16 protein-coding genes are annotated in these 22,736 nt (G+C 42.0%); 7 read left to right on the forward strand and 9 right to left on the reverse strand.

What is annotated here, in order from left to right:
- Window positions 1-41: 41 nt before the first annotated feature.
- The 3 genes from CWB75_RS12180 to CWB75_RS12190 form a co-directional block, all read right to left on the reverse strand.
- Window positions 42-3,263 carry a S41 family peptidase gene (locus tag CWB75_RS12180; protein WP_138570779.1) on the reverse strand — a complete coding sequence of 1,074 codons (3,222 nt, stop codon included), beginning with the start codon at window positions 3,261-3,263 and terminating at the stop codon, window positions 42-44.
- 145 nt (window positions 3,264-3,408) lie between these two features.
- Complete coding sequence (locus CWB75_RS12185) at window positions 3,409-4,806, reverse strand: 5-methyltetrahydrofolate--homocysteine methyltransferase (protein WP_138570780.1); 1,398 nt, start codon at window positions 4,804-4,806, stop codon at window positions 3,409-3,411.
- A gap of 32 nt (window positions 4,807-4,838) precedes the next feature.
- Window positions 4,839-7,244: a TonB-dependent receptor gene (locus tag CWB75_RS12190; protein WP_138570781.1), complete on the reverse strand. Its 2,406-nt coding sequence runs from the start codon at window positions 7,242-7,244 to the stop codon at window positions 4,839-4,841.
- 332 nt (window positions 7,245-7,576) lie between these two features.
- Here CWB75_RS12190 and CWB75_RS12195 point away from each other — a divergent pair, with 332 nt between their 5' ends.
- From CWB75_RS12195 to CWB75_RS12205, 3 genes are all read left to right on the forward strand, one after another.
- On the forward strand, window positions 7,577-8,068 hold the full coding sequence (locus CWB75_RS12195; protein WP_138570782.1) for a Fur family transcriptional regulator: 492 nt from the start codon (window positions 7,577-7,579) through the stop codon (window positions 8,066-8,068).
- Entirely contained in the window at window positions 8,068-8,484 is a 417-nt protein-coding gene (locus CWB75_RS12200; protein WP_138570783.1) for a MerC domain-containing protein, read from the forward strand. The genes CWB75_RS12195 and CWB75_RS12200 overlap by 1 nt, the downstream gene beginning before the upstream one ends.
- A gap of 73 nt (window positions 8,485-8,557) precedes the next feature.
- Window positions 8,558-9,394 (forward strand): alpha/beta hydrolase, encoded by an 837-nt coding sequence (locus CWB75_RS12205; RefSeq protein WP_138570784.1) that lies wholly within the window; start codon window positions 8,558-8,560, stop codon window positions 9,392-9,394.
- A 44-nt stretch (window positions 9,395-9,438) separates the two neighbouring features.
- On the opposite strand, the gene CWB75_RS12210 is transcribed toward CWB75_RS12205, so the two are convergent.
- The gene (locus CWB75_RS12210; protein ID WP_010392193.1) at window positions 9,439-10,341 is read right to left on the reverse strand and encodes a homocysteine S-methyltransferase family protein; all 903 of its coding nucleotides are present in this window, start codon (window positions 10,339-10,341) and stop codon (window positions 9,439-9,441) included.
- Between the two features lie 168 nt (window positions 10,342-10,509).
- Entirely contained in the window at window positions 10,510-10,755 is a 246-nt protein-coding gene (locus tag CWB75_RS12215) for a DUF3297 family protein (protein WP_008112798.1), read from the reverse strand.
- A 300-nt stretch (window positions 10,756-11,055) separates the two neighbouring features.
- On the opposite strand from CWB75_RS12215, the gene CWB75_RS12220 reads away from it, so the two are divergent.
- The 3 genes from CWB75_RS12220 (at window position 11,056) to CWB75_RS12230 (ending at window position 15,282) form a co-directional block, all read left to right on the forward strand.
- Window positions 11,056-12,645, forward strand: coding sequence for an alkaline phosphatase (locus CWB75_RS12220; RefSeq protein WP_138570785.1), 1,590 nt, complete (start codon window positions 11,056-11,058; stop codon window positions 12,643-12,645).
- An 11-nt stretch (window positions 12,646-12,656) separates the two neighbouring features.
- Window positions 12,657-14,450, forward strand: a complete 1,794-nt coding sequence (locus CWB75_RS12225; protein WP_010392197.1) for an alkaline phosphatase — start codon at window positions 12,657-12,659, stop codon at window positions 14,448-14,450.
- Between the two features lie 118 nt (window positions 14,451-14,568).
- Window positions 14,569-15,282: a hypothetical protein gene (locus CWB75_RS12230; protein ID WP_054202726.1), complete on the forward strand. Its 714-nt coding sequence runs from the start codon at window positions 14,569-14,571 to the stop codon at window positions 15,280-15,282.
- Here CWB75_RS12230 and CWB75_RS12235 read toward each other — a convergent pair.
- Window positions 15,257-17,149, reverse strand: a complete 1,893-nt coding sequence (locus CWB75_RS12235) for a monovalent cation:proton antiporter-2 (CPA2) family protein (RefSeq protein ID WP_138570786.1) — start codon at window positions 17,147-17,149, stop codon at window positions 15,257-15,259. The genes CWB75_RS12230 and CWB75_RS12235 overlap by 26 nt on opposite strands.
- 297 nt (window positions 17,150-17,446) lie before the next feature.
- Between CWB75_RS12235 and CWB75_RS12240 the strand changes: the two genes are divergently transcribed.
- Window positions 17,447-17,971 carry a hypothetical protein gene (locus CWB75_RS12240; protein WP_138570787.1) on the forward strand — a complete coding sequence of 175 codons (525 nt, stop codon included), beginning with the start codon at window positions 17,447-17,449 and terminating at the stop codon, window positions 17,969-17,971.
- 37 nt (window positions 17,972-18,008) lie between these two features.
- Here the strand turns inward: CWB75_RS12240 and CWB75_RS12245 are convergent, their stop codons facing one another.
- From CWB75_RS12245 to CWB75_RS12255, 3 genes are all read right to left on the reverse strand, one after another.
- Window positions 18,009-18,899, reverse strand: coding sequence for a DUF4097 family beta strand repeat-containing protein (locus tag CWB75_RS12245; protein ID WP_138570788.1), 891 nt, complete (start codon window positions 18,897-18,899; stop codon window positions 18,009-18,011).
- Between the two features lie 206 nt (window positions 18,900-19,105).
- The gene (locus CWB75_RS12250; protein ID WP_138570789.1) at window positions 19,106-21,640 is read right to left on the reverse strand and encodes a TonB-dependent receptor plug domain-containing protein; all 2,535 of its coding nucleotides are present in this window, start codon (window positions 21,638-21,640) and stop codon (window positions 19,106-19,108) included.
- A gap of 249 nt (window positions 21,641-21,889) precedes the next feature.
- Window positions 21,890-22,735 carry a DUF4198 domain-containing protein gene (locus CWB75_RS12255; protein ID WP_138570790.1) on the reverse strand — a complete coding sequence of 282 codons (846 nt, stop codon included), beginning with the start codon at window positions 22,733-22,735 and terminating at the stop codon, window positions 21,890-21,892.
- Window position 22,736 lies beyond the last annotated feature (1 nt).

Here is a 22,736-nt window from a genome sequence, read left to right on the forward strand (position 1 = left end):
GGTTTTTTTATTGGTATTAGCTTGTTTAGCTATGCAGCAAATTAAAACTTAGAAGGTGCTGGTGGTATCACTAAGGGTTGTTTAGGATTTTCTTTAAGCTCATTTAATAACTCTTGTACAGCACGCTCTATTGATGGATCTTGGCCTTTATAAATAAGCTCTGGACGATCGATTACTTTAATATCTGGTGCAACACCTTCGTTTTCTATGATCCAGTTACCTTGTGTATCTAAAATACGGAAAGTAGCAGCAATTACTTGCCCGCCGTCTACAAGGCTTGGGTTACCAGAAATACCAATTAAACCACCCCATGTACGGGTACCAATTAGCTTACCTAGACCAGCTTGGCGGAAGTAGTAAGGAATTGCGTCACCACCAGAACTTGAATAGCCATTTATTAGCATGGCTTTAGGACCATTGTGTGCAAACTGCGGTGTTTTAGTTGGCTCTACACCACGGCCCTTCCAATAGTTAAGCGGTTTACGCGCAAGCCAAGTGATCATATGCTCAGGAATAAAACCGCCGCCATTGTAACGGTCATCAATAATCATGGCATCTTTGGTTGTTTGCGGCATGTAGTTTTTAAACATGGCGCGGTTGCCCTCATAGGCTGTATTTGGCAGGTGCACATAGCCAATACGCCCATTTGATAGCTTATTAACGTAGGCTGCACGCGAGTTAACCCAATCTAAATAACGTAGACCTTGCTCACTGGCTACCGGTTTTACTGTTACTTGCCACGCACCTTTGCTACGCGGTTTGCTGTTTAGCACTAGCTCTACTTGCTCACCTTGGGTGTTTTCAAGTAGTTCGTAAAAGTTAGCAACGTCTTTTACCGAGCGGCCATTTACCGCAATAATGTAATCGCCGTTATGTGCTTTTACACCAGTAGTCCCCAGCGGTGAGCGGAAATCGTCATGCCAGTTTTCACCTTTAAAGATTTGCTCTATTTTTACGTAACCAGATGGGTCGCTTGCAAGCTTAGCGCCTAATAAACCGTGATTTTTACGTTCGGCTTTTGGCATATCGCCCGATTGCACGTAAATATGACCTGAGTTAATTTCGCCGGCAATTTCGCTAAGTACGTAATCAAGGTCGCTGCGGTGGCTAATAGCATCAGCCATAGGTTGGTATTTAGCTAAAATAGCATCCCAATCTTGACCGTGGTGGTTTTCATCGTAGAACCAGTCACGCAGTGTACGCCAACCCTCAACATACATTTGTTGCCACTCTGCTTGCGGATTAATTTTAAGCGTCATTTTGCTTAAATCGAGCTTATTTGCGTCTAGGTCTTGTTTTGGCTTAGGTTCAATTAAGCTGTAACCGCCACCTGTATGTACAAGTAGGTGTTCGCTGTTGCTCGATATAGTGTAATTGCTAACACCTTTAGCGACTGTTTCTAGCTCACTGTCGTGCTCGGTACCTATAAGTTGTAATGCGCCATTAGCAAGCGTCAGTACGCCGTCTTTTACTGCGGTTAAGCCACGGTAATCGCCCGCTGGCGCGTTAAGAGCGGTAACACGCTGCATAAAGTCGCTGCTTTGCAGTGCGTTTTTAACTTTTTTGTCGTCTTCTTTTTCGTCGTCATCGTCTTTTACAATCGTGGTTTCATCACTTTGTAAGGCAATAAGCGGTTTAACACTGTCGTTTACTGCGGCCGCATAAATACGGGTGGCGCGGTTAAACATGTAGTCAAACTCGTAACTGCTAAACGCAAGGTTAAAGTCGCGCTCAGAGCTAAAGTAAAGGTATTGGCCATCTGGCGAAAAGGTTGGGTTTTGCTCGTTACTCATTTCGTCTGTTAGGCGCGTCACCTTTTCTTTTTTAAGGTTGTAGTGCCACAGTGAGGCATAACGGTTTTCGTTATTTTTAACATACACAATGTCTTGGCTATTAGGCGACCACGTATACTGAGTAATGCCGTCTTCATCGTAAATGCCGGTATCAATTTTGTGTTGCTTGCCCGATTTTGCATCTAACCACCAAAGTGTGTTGTTTTTATCTGCAAACAATAGCTTAGCGCTATCGGGTGACCAAATAGGCGTAAAGCGCCAAATGGTACCATTGCTAGTAAGTTGCTTAATGGCATTGTTTTTACTGCGATCTTTTAAGTAAATTTCGTACTCGCCGCTTTCATCGCTCAGGTAAGCAATGTAACGCCCATTTGGTGACCAGCTTGCATCTATTTCGCGGCTTTTCTCTGTGTAAGATAAGTTGCGTGTAGGCCCTTGTTTGATTGGTACGCTAAACAGCTCACCACGGGCAGTAAATACAGCACGTTTACCATCGTGAGAGAGCGACATAGAATCAATAAAATCGCTAACATTTTTGCTATACGGCATTGCGTATTGGCGCACGCCTGCAATGTTAATGCTTAGCTTAGCGCTTTTTTGTGTTTTTGCGTCAAAGCGATATAAATAACCGCCGTTTTCATAAACAATCGCATTTGGGCCAGCTGAAGGCCAAAGTACGTCAAAGTTTTTATAGTTGGTAAGTTTTTTTGGTTCGCTGCCTTTGCGGTACTGGTAAAGGTTTAGCGTGTAATCACGGTCAGACACAAAGTAAATATCGTCACCAACCCAAGTTGGTTGCTGGTCGGTTGCACGGTTTGTAGTTAGTTGTTCTGAGGTGTTTTTTTCTAAATCATAAATCCATACATCTTGCGCACGACCACCACGAGTACGTTTCCATGTACGAAACTCTCGATCAATTGGCGTGTAAACATATTTGCTGCCATCTGGAGATAGCATGCCGCCACCAGTTTCTGGAATCGCTAATGGCTGTTCAAGTCCGCCATCTGCAGGAACCATGTAAGGGCGGCCCATACGTTTTCCCCATGGTGTGCGGTTAGCTCTAAATACCACATTTTTACCATCGGCGGTCCAATCTAAAACGCGGTAATCAAAACCTCCACGCGGTGGCATTGGGCCAACGTCATTATAATAAGTAAGTTGCTTTAGGTTTGAACCGTCACTGTTGATCACATAAATTTGTCGGCTACCGTTATACTCGGCTGAAAATGCAATGCGCTTACCGTCAGGGGAAAACTTAGGAAATGTTTCAAAGCCAATATGGTCGGTTAAGCGTTTGCTTTCGCCTGTTTGCGTATTCGCAATATAAATATCGCCACTGTAGACAAAGGTAACGGTTTGGTTATGGATATCTGGAAAGCGGAGTAAACGAGTGTCTTTAGTCTCATAGGCCGATACACCCGGCGCGATTGCTGCAGCCAAGGCAAGAGCCAATGTTGTTAGTTTTTTCATGGAATTACATCCTATATTAATAGCTATCCCATCATAACAATAAGGTGAAAAATAGCGATGCACTTACGATAAAAGGTCTGTTACAAAATGTGAATAAAAAAGGTTGGCAAAAAGCGCCAACCTTTAAGTAAATACAGATATAAAATTAATGTTCGTGTGCGTGTTCTTCCTCTTGTGCAATACCTAACCAAGTGATTGCGGCTGGTGGGAATGTAAGTTCTAGTTCACCTTCAATCTCTAAGTCTTCTAGGTGTACTTGCACAACGTGTTGGGCTATTGGGTCGGCTACGTAAGCAAACTGACCATTTTGCGCTACTGTCATACTAAACTTCATGCCTTCAGGCATAGTTGTTACGTCTTCTTGTGTAATATCAACTTGACCTGCTAGCTCCCAGTGTATGTGATCGTCGTGCGCATGCGCCTCAAGCACGTTTAAAAAACCAAGGCTGTCTAAAACTAAAAAGTGCTCACCGTTGGCAGAAAAAGAGTAAGAAACAGCGCTTGCGCCATCAGCTAGTTGCCATTCAAATTCTTCCATTTCAGCTTTCGCAGGATTTATACTCACAATCACAGCAGGGCCGCCGCCGTGACCAGATGCAACACTAATAAAGGTTTCGCTGCCCTCATGGCCGTATATACTACCAATGCGTAAGTCGCCGACGGCATCAATATTTATTACTTTTTCAGCGTGATATTCGTCATCATGCTGGTGGGCTAATAGCACACCGTCACTACAGCCGAACGCTACGTAATCATGGTTTTGTGCTGCGCCGTGCAAATCAGGGCATGTTAACTCTAACGTTTGTTCAAGTTCGTATTCGCCATCATGAAAATGATAAACACCCACTTGGTCAGGCAGGATTTTAGCGTTTGATGTACTTTGAGCATCATCGCGGCGAATGGTCGCTAATAAATGCTCTCCACGAGGCTCAGCGACGCCGTGCATATTAATGTCGTAACTAATACCAGGTAAGGTCGCTGTTGCGCTTGTTATGTCGTTATCTGTTAATACTTCAACAGACGCAATTGTGCCTGATGCTGCATCACCATCATAAAATACCGCTAATTTACCATCGTGCTTTACCAAGTGAGTAGGGCGACTGCCGCTAGTTAGCTCATAACTGCTAAACTCAGGGCTTTGTTCGTAATCATGAAGGTGTGCGCCGTGATCTTCACGCCATAAGCCACCGTCTATAAAGCCGAGGTAATCTTGAGCGCGGCTAGCAATTACGGCATAACGAAAGTCAGGCGACGACGATAGCGTGTTTGAATCATTAGTAAGAGTGAATGTATCAAGAAGCTCATTGTCGTCTAAGTCGAAAAAGTTCGCTTCGTTGCTATCGCCAGCAAGTATCGCAAGCCTACCTAATGAATCAATAGTGTATTCATCACCGTGGTCGCCACCATCGCCATGATCGTGGCCGTCATCAGGTACTTCTATTGGGTCTTTTTCGACAATGTTTGTTTCTGCATCACCACAAGCGGTGATTAATGTGCTGCTTATTGCCAGTGCAATTAATTTTAATTTGAATAGTTTAGTCATGTTAATTTCCTTTATTTATAATTTTTTAGCGCTTAAAAGTAACCGCGAATACCTAGTGCAAAGCTACGACCTGGACGTGGTGCTATATTCTTTAAAAATGAGCTATGCACGCGCGCTTCTGTGTCTGTTAAGTTAGTGCCACGTAGATACACAGACACATCTTGATTTAGCACTGATAATTCATATGAAACGCTGGCATCAAGTATGGTGTAGCCGTTTGTGGTTGTTTCTTCTGGCGCGGTACGGTCTTGCTCTTGATAACGAGTTACGTGGAGGTGCGCACTCAGCTTATTTGTTTGGTAGCTAAACTCAGTACCAAAACGTAGCGGTGGTGTGCGCGGTAAATCGCCACCGTCTTTAAGGCGTGCACGAACGTAATCTGAGAATAAATCAACTTTAAACTCATCGGTTAACTGCCATGCAAATTGGGCTTCAAAGCCATGCAAAATTACGTCATCTGTTTTAAATAAATAAACAGGGAGTTCAGAAGAGTGGTCGTGATCATGGCCTTCTTCATCACCATGGTCGTGGCCGCTTTCGGCGAATAGGCCTGTGTCGATTTGGTAATAATAATTGTCGACTTGGTTGTAGAAAGCATTAAGAATGAAACCAATATCACCTTGGGTTTTACGAAACGTTAAATCAATATTGTTTGCTGTTTCTAGGTCAAGCGCTTGCTCAGATAAACCAAAATGGCCGTCTTCATGAATATCAAATAGTGCGCCTACTTCATAAGTACCAGTTCCAATGTGAGGGCCGAATGATAATAGCTCAGACACCGAAGGAGCACGCTCAGAACGAGATACCGACAAGCCTAAGTTGTAACTAGGTGCGAAATCCCACACAACACCCGTTGATAAACTGACAGGAGTGAATTCTTGCTCTACGTCAAATACGCGAGTATTGCCGGCATGTTCTTCATGAGCATGATCGTCATGAACACCGGTGTCATTGTGTGCGTGTGCATCTATGTTAGGTAGTAACACGTTATCAGCATCGATGGTTACCCGTTCAACTCGGCCACCTAATTGCACTAAAAAGTCACCAAAGTGTTTTTCTTCCATCAGTGCTATAGCAAAGCTTTGTGTTTGTGACGGTGGTGTGAATGCCTCAGAGCCTTGCGCTTCAACATCACTGTGTTTGTAATGAAAGCTCAAACCACCATTCCACTGCGCAAACGGGTTATGCATTAAGTCTACGCGTAACTCATTGGTTTCATTTTCAAACGTGGTACCCACTGCGCCATGTTCAATTTCAGCATGTTCGTAATCTGTAAAACCTGCGCGCAGGTTTACTCTATTAAGCCATTTGTTATCAAGGTTATATTCACCTAGCAACTGCACTTTAGTTTGCTCTAAGTCGGCATATACGCTTTCCTCAGCGCTATTAACATCTTCGCCACCATGGGTGTGGCCTGGAATGCCGTATTGACGATTAAATTGCTCAACAGCTATCCCAACAAAACCTTGGTCCATTAAATAGCTGGCCCCTAGGGTAAAGCCATCAGACTCTTCATTACTGTTTGCAACCGTATAATCACCACTGTGCTCTTCATGGTCATGGTCATGGTCATCGTGGGCTAATTCAGCGGCCACGGGTATTTCATAGTCATCAGCTTCACGCCAAAAGGCATCAGCATAAAATGCAAAAGAATCAGTGCCAGTAGTGGCATTAAATGAGGCGATTTTTTGATTATCAACAGAGTTGTGCTCTACATTCCACTCACCGCGAGTAGTGCTATCTGTTGGCACCCGATTATCAACTACATTAACCACACCACCAATGGCGCCGCTGCCATAAAATAATGTGGCAGGGCCACGTAATACTTCGATTTGTTTTGCGGTTGATGCCTCTGATGCGACTGAGTGTTCAGGGCCAACGCGCGAAACATCACTGACATCAAGGCCATTTTGTGTAATTAGAACACGCGGCCCGCTTAAGCCACGAATAATAGGAGTACTGGCTACTTTTGCATGAAAGTTAGTATTAACCCCCGGGAGTTTTTCAAGGCTATCGCCAAGGGTTGCAGCTTGCTGCCGTCTTAATTGTTCGCCAGATAACACGCTAACGGGAGACGAGGATTCCATTGCCGACATGTGAATAGGCGTCGCTTCAATATCAATTACTTCAATGGGTGAACGTTCTAAGTTAAAGGTAATTGACTGGCTTTTATCATCACTAAATGTGATATCTCGATGCAGATGGGCATAACCAGGGGCGGTAATATGAAGTTCTTTTAAACCACTTTTTAAATCAGTTATTACGAACTTACCGCTTGCATCTGTTACTGCTGTTATATCTGAGCCTTCAACTTCTACAGTTGCATTAGTCACCACTTTACCTTGGTTGTTTAGAACAACATCTTCGATGGTATTTGCAAGTGCATTTGTTGGTAGTAGGGCTGCTATAAACAAAGCTAATTGAGATTTTCGTGTCATTTGAATTCCTTTGCGAATGTTATATTGTATCAATTGTGCTTGAAATGTTATATTGTATCAATAGTTAATTAACTAAAAATCACTCAAGATATATAATTTGGCTACTTCACCTACATAACTTAAGTTGAATTTTTATTTAAATTCAGTGCGTTAAGTGTTTCTGTCATTGTTTAGGTGTTGTTCGTGGGGGATCTGTTTGCTGTAAAGCAAAAGTTAGTTGTTACATTTATTTATCTCTAGTTAATAAATTTTTAGATAAAACCACAGCGGAGGCATTGAGCAACAAGGATGGCAAAGTTAAAACATCAGCCCACTACATTAGAGTGGGTAATATGAATAAGCAGCAATTTAAAGAGATGATGGGCTTTGCGATAAAAAGATGTGAAGCCTTTGAAAAAAAATTAACGCCAAAACGTCAGCAGGTATTTGAAATTCTATTGAAAGCAAATAAACCTTTGTCTGCTTATGAGTTAACAGATCAATTTAATAAGCAAATAAATACACCGATTTTGGCAATGTCCGTTTATCGGATATTAGGTTTTTTAGAGTCGGTAGGTCTGGTACATAGATTAAAGTTAGAAAATAAGTTTATACCGTGCAGTCACGTTAATGATGATAGAGAGCATCAACTATCGATGTTTTTAATTTGTAGCTCTTGTAATAAAGCAAGTGAGGTGAAAGACCTTAATAATTCGGTTAAATCTTTGTTTAGGGAACTGAAAATGAAAGGGTTTACGCCAGCAACTTCGCAATTAGAAATCTCAGGTGTTTGTTTTGGGTGCCAGCAAAGTACCGCTAACACAATTAAAAAGAAGGATAAATAATGAAGCTGACTCAAACAACAGCAGATAAGCTTGCCATTGGGCTTTCGTTAATGTGCACGGTACATTGTTTTGCAACACCGGTTATTTTAGCGCTGTTGCCAAGCTTTGCTGTACTACAAATAAATGCTGAACAGTTTCACTTATGGGTTCTTGCTGTAGTATTACCAACAAGCTTATTAGCTTTGAGCTTAGGCTGTAAAAAGCACAAACGTATACGTTATATGGCGTGTGGAGTTGTTGGTCTAGCTTGTTTGATAACTGCAGTATTATTAGGCCATGAAGTGGCCGAAAAAGCACTCACTTTAATTGGCTCCGCTTTTATCGCATTAGCCCATTGGTTTAACTACCAACAGTGTTTTAAAAAAAATAACGAAAATTGCCCCTGTTCAGGTGATAAATCAGATGAACTTGTTTAACACTGCCAGTGTTAAACATAGCGACTATGTGGCATTGTAATTATAAATATTGTTTTTTAGGTAAACTAATTTAGTGAATACTGCTTTAAAGCTTTTGCTGTTACTTTGTGTTTTCATCTGTTTTAAATTAAGCGCAAATACCCCTTACGAAATCCCCAGAAGTACTGTTGTAGAGCTTACGGAGCCCTCAACTAAGCGTGTTTATTCTATTTTTATTCAATTGCCTAAGTCATATTCAGAGCAGCCTAATAAAACGTATCCTGTTATTTATTTAACCGATGCGCCGTATGCATTTCCTATCGTTGCCGGTGCCACACGGTTTCCAATGAATAGCGGCAAGATGCAACAGGCTATTATTGTGGCGATTGGCTATGAAAAAGGCTCGAGAGGAGCTAGTAGTCGAGTTAGGGATTATACACCCACTCAATCCCTGAACTGGAAAAAACAAACCGGAAACGCTAAAAATCATGCACTGTTTTTAAAAAAGACTGTGCTGCCGTTTATCGAAAAAAGTTACCGAGCAAGCAACACGCAAAGAACGTATATAGGTAACTCGTTAGGCGGTTTATTTGGCGCCGCTGTTTTATTTACGATGCCTGAGCTATTTAGCAATTATATTATTGGCAGCCCGTCGGTTTGGTTTGATAATAATGCACTGCTAGCGTTAAAAGCGAATAAGCCCCAAATGCCAATAAAGGTTTATGTATCTGTTGGGGCAAAGGAAACTCCAGCCTTTGGTGAAGGGCAAAATATGGTTGAAGGCGCAGCGCAACTTGTGAAAAAAATTAATGCGCTCAATAGTGATAATATAAAATTAAAAAGTGTTGTTATTGAAGGGGCACAGCATGCAACCGCATTCCCAACCACCGCAATACAAGGGCTTGATTGGGTATTGGGAAGCAGTCAATAAGCTCGCAATGGATTTTCGATGCTTTTATAGTTAAATAATTGATATTAAATCGCTTTAATGTCGCTTTTCCACTTTACCAGCGCTGCTATAAATTCGGGGCCAATACCACAGCAGCCGCCAATAATTGTTGCGCCTAGGCTATGCCATTGTTTAGCAAATGCTACATACTCAGCAGGTGATAAATCGCGGTAACCTTGCGAGCCTTCATTGGCTTTATAATCACTGGCGATTGGTGTAAAACCATTCGCAAATGCCCCTAAATCAACATGTTTATTTTGCTGTTTTAGCACGCGATTAGTGTCGCGCAGCGCTTGTTCAATAACCTCGGGAATAGAGCAGTTAAAGAATATGCCCGCTATTTTATATTCGAGTAGTGCTAGGATAGCGTCTGATACTAATTCACCAGAGCGCAATGTCGCTTGTTCGCTTACTTCATCACTTAGGGTAAATGCGTAATAACATGGCTTGTTTGAATTCTTCAGTACGCTTGCCATTACCCGCGCTTCTTCAATGTTTGATATGGTTTCACCAATCCAGATATCTACATATTCGTCTTGTGCTTTATACAGGGTATCTAAAATAGTAAATGCGCGATCACTTTGGAAAAAATCAGCACGATACGAGCCAAAGGCAGGAGGCAGTGAACCGGCAACGAGTACCGTTTGCTTTGCGTTTTGAGTCACCTTTTTTGCAATAACCGCTGCCTGCTCAGCAAGCGCAGCACCTTTTGCTTGGTAAAGCGTTTCACCCAAGTGAAAGGGTACACATGCATAGCTGTTAACAGTAATTATTTCAGCGCCAGCATCTATAAAACCTTGGTGTGCTTGGGTTACACATTGCGGTGCTTCTATTAAAGCTTGCGCACTCCACAGTGGCTGTGAAAACGGCGCGCCCATGCGTTTGAGTTCACGACCCATGCCGCCATCTAATATTATTAACTTGCTCATAATGGACTTCTATACGTCTAAATAATTAAAGCTATTCAAACATACTTTTTGAAAATTCATAATGAAACTTCATCAGGTTGAGTATGAAAAAAGTTCAACATGTTTTGAACAGGCACAAAAAAAGCGACTACCCAGTAAGGTGTCGCTTTTCTTTTTACAAGTAAGCTATTACTTGTAAAACGCTTCTACAGTGCCTTTTACTTTCATAAGTAATGGCTGGCCGCGACGGTCTAGCGCTTTAGGTGCCGCTACTTTTATCCAACCTTCGCTGATGCAGTACTCTTCAACGTCAAAACGCTCTTTACCGTTAAGTGTAATACCGATTTCATGCTCAAATACTTCTTCTACATAAAATTTGCTACGTGGGTTAATAGACAGTTGATTTGGTAATTCTGGTTTGTTTGTATCAGTCATATTGGTGATCTGCGTTGAATTAATTATGCGCTATTGTAGGCAATAGCTGGCTTATGCTCAAGCACGAGATCAATAAACTAATATATTGTGACGTGCTTTTATAGAGCTGTTACATATATTATGAGAAGGGTTAAGCAGTCGATGGAAATACAAAGTAGGTGTTATTGATATAAAATTTGGCTGTCACCTTCTTGTCATTAAAATTACCTTTATTAGTAACATCTATTTCCTATAGTGCAGCGGTTGATGTTTTTGAGCTCACAGTTTTTAAAAATAACCACTACATAATGGGAATTACGGATGAAAATTAAAAAAGTCGCTGCGGCAATCGCACTTACCTGTGCGTTTAGTGCCGTTAGTCATGCCAATGTTCTACCGCAAAGTCAAAAAGACAGCAGCTGGTACAGTGCCGCACAAACAAAACTAACAACTAAAACAACGCAAGCACAAGCGGTTAAAAGCACCAAAGCTAAAAATGTAATTTTATTTGTTGGCGATGGCATGGGTATTTCTACCTTAACAGCGGCGCGTATTTTACAAGGTCAACGAAACAACCAGCTCGGTGAAGAAGGCTATTTAAGCTTTGAAAAATTCCCGTATTCAGCACAAGTTAAAACCTACAACGTAGATGCACAAACTCCCGATTCTGCAGGCACTATGACAGCAATGATCTCAGGGGTAAAAACCGATGTGGGTGTTATTGGGGTTGATGAGAAGGTTGAACGAGGTAACTGTGCAACGGCTATCGGTAATGAGTTATTAACAGCCACGGAGCTGGCTGAAATTAAAGGCTTAGCTACCGGTGTTGTTTCAACTGCACGTATCACTCATGCGACACCGGGTGCAACGTATGCTAAATCGGCTGATCGCAACTGGGAAGATATCTCAGACATGCCAGAGGCAGCAGTTAATGCAGGCTGTGAAGATATTGCCTCACAGCTAGTTAACTTTGAAAAAAACCTAGAAGCGCGTTTTATAGGTACCGATGTTGATGGCTTAGACTTTGTAATGGGTGGCGGCCGTCGTCACTTTTTACCTAAAGATGCATCTGCAAATTCAAATGATGCAATGAGCGCCGTAGAAGGCGATCGTACTGATGAGCGCAACCTTGTTACTGAATGGCAAACACAATATCCAAATGGCACTTATGTGATGGATCAAGCTGGGTTTGATGCTATTGCCGATGATGCAACCCAAGTCTTTGGCTTATTTAACGAATCGCACATGCAATACGAAGCTGACCGTGCCAACGATATAGCTGGTGAGCCGTCGCTTACCGATATGACAACTAAAGCGATTGATGTACTGGGTAAAAACGAAAAAGGCTTTTTCTTAACCGTAGAGTCTGGCCGTATTGACCATGCTCACCATGCGGGTAATGCTTTTAACGCACTTAACGACACTATTGAATTTGCACAAGCCGTTCAAGCTGCCGTTGATAACACCGACCCTGAAGAAACGCTTATTTTAGTTACAGCCGATCACAGCCATGTGTTTACTATTGCAGGTTACCCGAAACGTGGTAACCCAATTTTAGGTAAAGTGGTTGGTGTTGGCCAAACTACACCAACGCTAGCTGCTGATAACATGCCATACACCACAGTAGGTTATGCAAATGGCCTCGGTTTTAGAAACTTAGTTGATGAAACAGATGCAGAGGCAAGCTATGAAACAGCTGCGGTTGCAGGACGTGTTGAGCTAAATGGTGTTGATACAAATACGCCAGGTTTTCACCAAGAGGCTACTGTTCCACTTGGCTCTGAAACGCATGCAGGTGAAGATATTTCATTACATGCAATGGGCCCAGGTGCTCACCTTGCTCAAGGTGTTATAGAACAAAACGTTGTATTTCATTTAATTAATCAAGCTCTTGAACTAACTCAGCAATAATGGCGGCTCACATGAATAAATTAACAGTACTTTCTTTAGCAGTAATGGTCGCATTAACTGGGTGTTCGAGTGATGACGACAAAAACAGTAATAATATTTTAGCGGTAGATAACCAAATCGCAGTAGGCTCAGCACAATGTGTTAATGGCGGCGTAGAAACGCAAAGCGGTGTTGATACTAATACTAATGGGCAATTAGAGAGCAGCGAAGTAACGCACACTAACTTAGTATGTAACGACCCAGCTACCTCATTAACGAGTGAACAGCTCGCTTCATTAAGTAACAATGCTTGGTTTAGCGACGCACAAACTAAACTTGCTAGTGCGCAAGATGCAGCAAGTAAGGTAGTAACAGAGTCAGGTAAAGCGAAAAACGTGATCTTATTTGTTGGTGATGGTATGGGTATTTCTACTATAACGGCAGCGCGTATTTTAGCGGGGCAATTGCAGGGTGAAATGGGTGAAGATCACCAATTAAGCTTTGAAACTATGCCGTATTCTGGGTTTGTAAAAACTTATAACGTAGATGCACAAACACCTGATTCTGCCGGTACGATGACAGCAATGGCCTCTGGTGTAAAAACCGATGTGGGTGTAATTGGTATTGATGAAGCAGTTGAGCGTGGTAATTGTGCATCAGGCAAAGGGCATGAGCTTGTTACTTCGTTAGAGCTTGCTGAAATTGCCGGTAAATCTACCGGTATTGTTTCTACGGCACGTATTACCCATGCAACGCCTGCGGCAACTTATGCTAAGTCGGCTGATCGTAACTGGGAAGATATTTCAGATATGCCAGCTTCAGAGTCAGCCAATTGTGAAGATATTGCTTCACAGCTGGTTAATTTTGAAAAGAACTTAGAAGCCCGTTTTAGTGGTGTTGATGTAGACGGAATCGAAGTGGTTATGGGTGGCGGGCGTCGTCATTTTTTACCTAAAGATGCAGCCTTTAATTCTGCAGATGCGGTGAGTGCTGTTGAAGGTGACCGTACTGATGCGCGTAATTTAGTGACAGAATGGCAAACAACTTACCCTACTGGTACTTACGTTATGGATCAAACTGGGTTTGATGCCATTAGCGATGATGCCACAAAGGTATTTGGCTTATTTAACGAATCGCACATGCAATACGAAGCTGACCGCGGTAACGATATCGCTGGCGAGCCTTCGCTATCGCAAATGACCGAAAAAGCTATTAATGTTTTAGATAACAATGATAAAGGTTTTTTCTTAACGGTAGAGTCGGGCCGCATTGACCACGCCCACCATGCGGGTAACGCTTACAATGCATTAAACGACACTATTGAGTTAGCGAATGCAGTAAAAGTGGCGATGGAAAATACTAACCCAGAAGAAACACTAATCGTGGTCACGGCCGATCACAGCCATGTATTTACCATTGCGGGTTACCCTAAGCGTGGTAACCCAATATTGGGTAAAGTGGTTGGTGTAGGCCAAACAGAGCCAAGTTTAGCTGCCGATGATATGCCTTATACTACGGTTGGCTACACTAATGGTGGTGGCTTTAGAGACTTAGGTAATGAAACCGATGCAGATGAAGGATATAACTTTGCACCCGTTACAGGGCGCGTTGATTTAAGCAATGTTGATACTACAACGCCGGGCTTTCACCAAGAAGCACTTGTGCCACTATCATCAGAAACCCATGCGGGTGAAGATGTGGGTGTGTATGCAACCGGACCTGGTGCGCATTTAGTAACAGGCACTAATGAGCAAAGCTTTTTGTTCCATGTTATGGACTTTGCCGCAGACTTTGTAAAAGCGGCGGATGAAAAAGTAGCGCAATAAATTAACTAGCAAAACAGACAGCCCGCACATTGTGCGGGCTTTTTTTGTGTCATACAAATGCCATTATTAAGCGTTATTTTAGAGTCATAAAGTAATGTTTAACTAAGAGATTACCTCAATGAAAAAGCTATTATTTATATTCTCAGCACTGGCCAGCACGAGTGCGCTCGCCCAGCAGTGCGACATTGATGCTGCGCAACTAAAAGCCGACTATAAAATTACCAATCAGCACAAATCGCAGCACAGCACCCAGTCACTTACTCTTTGGCGAAACAATCAGCAGGTGGCGCATCAAAGTGAAACACTAACCGAGCTTTGGCAGCAGCTAAGTAATAACCAGCTTCGTCCTATTCGTTACTTTAATGCCGAACAACGCGGTATTGAGTACCAACCATCGGAGGTACGTGGAGTGCAAAATTGGAGTGCTAAAAGTCAGCTGGTGGATAACCATTTAATTGCAAAAATGACCCTAGTCAGTTCACAAGGTGAGGGTTGTAATGAGGTAAAAAATTACGTGCTTAATGAGGGCGATAACCAATTTAAGCTGGCTTTTCTCCCGCAAGCAAAATTAGTTAAAACTTTTAGTGTGACCAATAAAAAAAGTGATACTCAAACCTTGCTTAGCTTAAATGATGTAAACAGTGATACACCTGCAATTAAGGCTCAGTTTGCAAAATGGGATAACTTTCAAACCACCGATTACGCGGATATTGGCGATAACGAAAGCGATCCATTTTTAGCTAAAATGATTAACCTTGGTTTTATAGAGCACGGCGCTACTGGTTTTTATAATCAGCAAGGCGAGGCTATTCAAGGTGGGCATCATCATTAGCATTTTTTGGCTTAACCGTGCTCTCGGTTAAGCCATTTTTATAGTCGTTGGCGTCACAGGTATTTAAGTTTTGCCGTGCTTGTTTATCTTGTTGTAATACTTGCTTTAAATCCTCCATACGCTGACGCACAGCCACACCATAACTGGCATCATCACCCCATAGTTCGGCAAGTTGCAGTACCGCTGCACGGTCGTGATCTCTAAATAATTTACCAGCACGTTCAGCATCTTCTTTGCTATTACCAAGCAATTGCAACGATTCTATGGCTAAGTTTATGGCTGAGTCGACGGTTTCGCGGTTAAATGCATCTACTTTTAAATTAAGTAATTGGTATGCATGGCGGCGATCTATGGCACGCGCTACTATTTTTAATTGTGGATAGTTTTTATGCGCCAGCTTAATAATCTCAATGGTTTTATCAGGGTTATCAATTGCAACAACCAGCATTTGTGCTGTGTGCGCGCCTGCTGCTTCAAGCAGTTCTTGGCGTGCTGCATCACCATAAAATACGGTATTACCAAAGCGGCGCAGCAGTTCTATTTGGCTTGGGCTGTGATCAAGTACGGTAATTTCGTAGCCTTGCGCATGTAATAAACGTCCCATTATTTGCCCAAAACGGCCATATCCGGCAATGATCACATGTTTTGCTGTGCTTATTTGTTCTGGTTTATCAAACTCGGGCTTAGTGCTACTACTTCGTTTTTGTAGTTGTTCATAAAACATCAGGAGTAAAGGGGCTATTAGCATAGATACCGCAACCACTAAGGTCACTAGGCTGGTTTGCTCTGGAGTTAAAATACTTAATGTGGTGGTCACGCTTAAAAGTACAAACGCAAATTCTCCACCTTGTGCGAGTGCTAGAGTAAACAAGAGTTTTTGCTTTGAGCTGATATTAAATGTGACAGCAAGGGCAAATAAAATGCAGGCTTTAATGACAATTAATAACACCACTAAGGCAATCACGATACTGAACTGGTTAAACAGCAATTCAAAATTAATTGATGCGCCAACCGTGATAAAAAATAACCCCAGTAATAAGCCTTTAAAGGGCTCTATATCGGCTTCTAGCTCGTGTCTAAATTCACTTTCGGCCAATACAACACCGGCTAAAAAAGTACCGAGTGCGGGTGATAAGCCAATACTTTGCATCACTAGCGAAATAGCCACCACTAAAAACAATGCAAAAATTGTGAATATTTCACGCATGTGGGTTTGCGCGATGTATCTAAACAGTGGTGCCGATACATATTTACCGCCAGCAATAATAGCGGCAATAACTGCAACAGAAACCCCTACTTGTTGCCAAATAGGCCAGCTAGCAATGATGGAGTCGTTAACGTCTTTTGAGTTACCTTGTGGTGCAAAAGCGAGTAAGGGGAGTAGCGCTAAAATAGGTATAATCGCAATATCTTGAAATAATAAAACTGAAAATGCATTTTGCCCAGCTTCTTGCTTTAACCAGCCTTTTTCTTCAAGGCTTTGCAGCACAATAGCCGTTGAAGATAGCGCGAGCATTAAGCCTATAGCCAGTGCGGTTTGCCAATGCATAGCAAAAAACCAATAACAAAAAGCAAAAATAGCTGCTGCACTTAATACCACTTGTAATCCGCCAAGCCCTAAAATTGAGTGGCGCAGAGTCCATAAACGCGAAGGTTGCAGTTCAAGGCCGACCAAAAATAGCATCATCACTACGCCAAATTCGGCAAAGTGCATTACATCGGTTTGGTCACCTACAACTCCTAATGCGTAAGGGCCTATCAAAATGCCGGCAATTAAATAACCCAGCACAGAGCCAAGCCCAAGTCGTTTTGCTATGGGAACTGCAACGATAGCGGCGGCTAAGTAAATTAAAGCAATTTCTAGCATGGGGTGCTCTCTTGAGGTTAGGAGTTATTTTGATACTACTATAAATTAAGTTTGAGTTAATTGTGAAAGAAACATTATTAACGCATACTAATCCGCAATACTATTTAATCATTTTGAAGGGGTAAACCAGATGTTAGTTGCGTTAAAAACTTCTCTTTTAGAACAACTAAATAACAATGTTTTACCTTGCTATCGACACGATTGCCCTCCCTCAAAATAGCTCACTTAATTAAGCGAATTGGTATTACTTTATTGTGTACCATTAAATTTAATAATATGTTTCTTATAGGAACTAAAATGAGTATTAAGCTGCTTTTAAAAATTATGCTGACCACTGTGTTTGCTGCGGTATTGACACAAACGGTGCAAGCTCAACAGTACAAGGTTGAGTTTGAACCACAGCGAGCTGAGCTTGAACAGCAAATTACTGGTGATGAATTTAATGACTATTTAGTTAGTGCAAAAGCAGGTGAAATTCTGAATGTGACCCTGACTCCTTCAAATTTAAGTAACTACTTTAATATTTTGCCCTTAGACAGTAATGAAGCCGTATTTATTGGCTCAATAGAAGGGCATGAAGCTAAATATCAACTCAGCACAGATGGAGATTATGTTGTGCGAGTTTATTTAATGCGTAATGCAGCGAGACGTGGTGAAACAAGCGATTATAAGTTAACCATTATTAAACATGCAGATGTAGCCATGCCTGTAAAAACTATGCACCCAAGCTGGGATAGCGATGGCGATGGAATAAATGATTGTGAAAACGATGGCAGCTGTGACCACACTATTGATTATACAAAACCAAAAACGGTCAATTAATTGACCGTTTATATAATTCGAAAGCAAAATTAGATTATTAGTCTAGCTTTACTGAACCAGAGATATTATCGATGCTAACATCGCCAGAGCCTGCTTCTGTAATAGTTAGCCCTTTAGCGTGATTAACGCGAATATCGCCAGAGCCATCTTCAATAGTTACGCTTGAGTCAATATGTTCAATCAGCATATCTCCAGAGTTATCGTCTACGGTAACTGCGCCATTAATATGCTTGATAGTTATGCCGCCCGAGCCATCTTCAACGTTTAATGCGCCTGTTACATTAGTGACTTGTATTTCGCCAGAGCCATCTTCAATTGCGACATTACCACTGACATTATCAATATCAATGCTACCTGAACCATCATTTAATGCTAAATCGCCGACTACATTTTTTACGTAAATACTGCCCGAGCCATCGTCAATATTTAAGTTTTTAGCACTATTAATATCAATACTGCCAGAGCCATCTTTTACATCAATATTGCTTTGCATCGCGTTAATAACAATATCGCCTGAGCCGTCGTTAATATCTAAATTTAGCTTGTTAGGTACAGTGACCACTAAATCAATACTTGGTGATTGACCGCTGTAAAAGGTAATTCCAGTATTACTTTTGTTTTGTGCAATAAGCTTTGCTTGTGTACCGTTTTGCTCGAGTGTGAGTTCGTATTCATCGTCAATGTCGGCAGTGTATATAGTGGCGTTAACACTAATACTGGTTGCTGTTGATGAGCCTGTTATTTTAAGTGAACCTGCGCCGCTTAGTACGTCTAGGTATTCAAGGTTATTGCTAGGTAATGTAAGTTGTTGTGTTTGTTTTACCGACGCAACGCTAGGCGATATATGAAATACACAACCGCTGAGTAATAAAATACCGCTAATTAGTGAAACGGGCTTAGTGAAGTTGAATAGAGTTGATGCGCTCATGTTTAGTCCTTTGATATTGATTATTTTAGTTAATATACAAAGTATAGAGCAAAAATGAGACCGAAATGTAAGTTATTGTTTTATATGAAATGACAGTGATTGCTAAAAAGATAAAATGCCAAAATATGGTGAAAAAGACTAAATGTTAATAAAAAGGATGCGCGATGCATCCTTTTGTAATTACTCTATTTTTAATTGATGTTTACTTAAAAGCTATAAGTAATGTTACCGTATAAAAAGCGCCCATCTAAACTGTAGGGTGTATAAGGCGTGTATGGAAATATTTGTCCAAAATTAGAGTAGCCAATGTTATCTACCGTTGCTTGTGGATACTGATCAAATAGGTTATTTGCACCTACTGCAAACTTCCACGCATCATTAGGGCGATAAGCAACTTCTAAATCAGTGATCCATTTGGCATCTAAATATTCATCACCATCGCTGGTAGTTGAAATATCTGCCACTTCCCCATAGCGAGTTGCACGCAAGGTTGTTTGCCATTGGTTAAAGCTCCAAACGGCTGATAGGTTTAGCTTGTTATCGGGTGTGCCTTGCTCAAAACGACCGACTTCACGACGGGCAAATACCACGTAGTCATCACCTAAAGAACTTAGCTCGCTTGGGTTTGCATCAACATGAGTCACTTCGGTGTCATTAATGTTTGCTGCTGCGTTTAAGCGCAGATCACCCAATGTATTTAAATCAAGCGTGTACGTTGCCACAATATCAACACCTTGCGTGCGCGAATCTATGGCGTTAGTAAAGTAACGCACACTTTCGGTATTTAGCTCGCCCGCATTGGCTAGAATTTGCTGCACAGCGTTACCGCTTAAGTTTTCAGAGAGTACGATCCGGTCATCAATATCAATGCGGTACGCATCAACCGTTAAACTAAAGTTACCTTGGGTATAAACAAATCCAGCGGTAACATTAACCGAGTCTTCGGCATCAAGCTGTTTTGCACCTAATGCTTGCGCTGCAGGGGCTGAGCTTGGAAACAGGCCAACTTCAAAAGGCTGGTTATTTTCAAGAATAGTCGATATTTGACGGTACGAGCTTTGTGCAAGTGACGGCGCACGAAACCCAGTACTGGCAGCACCACGTAATGATAGGTTGTCGGTAATACTGTAACGCGTGGCTAATTTTGAAGTAAATGTGTTACCAAAATCGCTGTAATCTTCATAACGACTGGCTAAAACTACATTCCACTTATCAGTTAAATAAGTGTCAAATTCAGCAAATACGGCAACGTTATGACGGCTTTCGTTAGTTGCGCTTTGTGGTCCAAAACCAGGAAGCACTTGCGCGCCGCCAGCAGCAATTGGGTTGCCGTTGTTATCAAGTGCAGTAATATAAGAAGCTTCTTCACCTTGCTCTATTTTATAGCTTTCACGGCGATACTCAGCACCAATAGTGAAAAACACATCATCAGGTAGGCCAAAATCAACGGTGGTATTTGCATCAAAGTTAACTAAAAATTGATCGTAAACCATGGCGCCGTTATCAAACTCAGTTTGGCTATTAGTACCTAGCGAAGTATTTAGGCTATTTACAACCCCTAAACCAAAGTCATTTCGACCATAGTTAGTACTTACATCCCATGCCCAATCGCCACTCTCGCTTTGTAAACCAAATGCCAGCGAGTAATCTTTTACGTCTGTAGCAATTTGTGGCAAAAAGCCATTGGGGTATAGCTCTAAAACATTGCGGCTGTCTTTTGCGCGGCGGTAAAATCCGCCCGAGTTACCTTCACGCTCAGAATAGCTACCAAACGAATAAACATTAAAGCCGTTATCTAAGTCGTATCCCATGTTATAAAACAACGCGTAATCTTCAAGCTCAGCTTTACCAAAACGATGATTATAGCGGTTGATTGTAAATTCGCGTGGGTCTAGGCTGCCATCATCTAGGCGGTTGTATTGTTCACGCGGATCAAAACCAGAGCGTTGAGTTGAGTCGTTATCACGGTATTCAATCGAAACGTTTAAAAAACCATTGTCTGCCAGTGAAAAACCAGAGTTTGCGCTAATTGTGCGGGTATTGCCGTCGTTAACCTGACGATCGTCGCCTAAATTAAAAGCAAGGTTACCGTTTTCATCAGCATAAGTGCTATTTAGTTGTGGTACACCGGCCATTTGGCTGTCGTATTGGCCATAAGTTACGCTAACACTACCGCCTTCGGTTGCATCTTTTAAGACAATATTGATTACACCCGCAATGGCGTCAGAACCATATTGTGCTGCTGCCCCATCACGTAGTACCTCAACACGCTTAATTGCAGAGGTGGGGATCATGTTTAAATCAACCGCGGTAGAGCCGCGACCAACCGTACCGCCTAAGTTTAATAACGCACCAGAGTGGCGACGTTTACCATTAATAAGCACTAGAGTGTGATCAGGTGCAAGGCCTCTTAAAACCGCTGGGCGAGCATGATCGGTACCATCAGACAGTGTGGCACTTGGGTAGTTAAAGCTTGGTACTTGGTTAGCAAGCACTTGGCTAATTTCAAGTTGACCTGTGCTTGCCATATCGTCGTTGCTAATAATATCCACAGGCACGGTACTTTGCGCAATACTTCGTAAGCTGCGGCGCGTGCCTGTTACTGAAATTACTTCGATATTCTCTTCCACTTGGTTAGTTTGCTCAGCCGCATTCGCAACTGAAAAAGAGGCGCTAAGTGCGGTGGTAATAGCCAAGCTAAGTGCTAATTTTTTATTAGCTGATAAATGCTGAAAAGTCATTAAGCGTGCCTTGAAGATTTTGAAAAGTGCGCATCATATAGAAGCGGCTAGTGCACCGCAAAGATCTAAATTGACTATGTTATTCAACTATTTTTATAAAAAGAAGTGATCCTAATACTAGGCTAAAATGAGGATAGAGCGAAAAGTGAAAAATATTAAGAATATGCCGATTTATGCAGAGAAAATGGCAGACTAAGTGATAAAAAAAGGCCAAACTATTTGCTTGGCCTAATAAATAATATTTAATAATTACTCAGGTGCTACTTCAAGGGTTGTAAATAGTGCATAGCGACCTACGTCTACGCCAGCTTCATTAACTGTTACTTTTTGAGACGTTTCAATTAGGTATAAACCAGGGTGTTGCCAAGTAGTGGCAAAAAAACCGTCTTTATCTGTGGTTACTTTAATCTCACCACGGCTATTACGGTAACGTGTATCACCTTTTAAAATACTTATTTCAATCCCTTCGCCAACCGGCTTGCCATCGCTTAGTAGTTGAAAGCGTGCTTGCTCACCAACAAATAGATCGTTTGGATGGGTTGGGCCGCTTAGCTCTAGGCCTTGACCTAATAGTGCCGGTTTAGACGTGCCATTATGGCTAACAAAGGTATCAACAGTAGAGATGGTTTTAATTGTGGTGATATCGCTGGCGTCTTTAGGTAAGTTGGCATCATCTTTTTTAGCGAATACGCGGCTTCGCTCACCTGCTGCATTTTTGTAAAATGTCATGTACATAGGTTTTTGCGTCATCGCAATATGATAAGTGCCTTGTTGCTGAAGTTTTACTGCAGCAGAGCTTTTGCGTTTTAGGTAATAGGCACGAATGGTATCGGTAACTTGCTCGCCATTTGGGGCAAGTGCCATAAGCAGAGTATCGTCGTACTCTGCGCCTTTTGTGCTTGGACGAAATGCTTTATCAGGTGCAAAAATTTCGTTAGAAATACTTGCGTCAATCATAACGTAATGCGCTTTATCGCCAGAAAGCGAAGTGTGCGAAGGTAGTAACCAACGGGCATGTGCGCTTGCCGCTGTTGATACAAGCGCCGATAAACTCAGTGCGCCTATTAATGCAATTTTTGATAAATTAACGTTCATT

This window comes from Pseudoalteromonas sp. S1608 (assembly GCF_005887265.1).
Classification (GTDB): Bacteria; Pseudomonadota; Gammaproteobacteria; order Enterobacterales; family Alteromonadaceae; genus Pseudoalteromonas; species Pseudoalteromonas undina.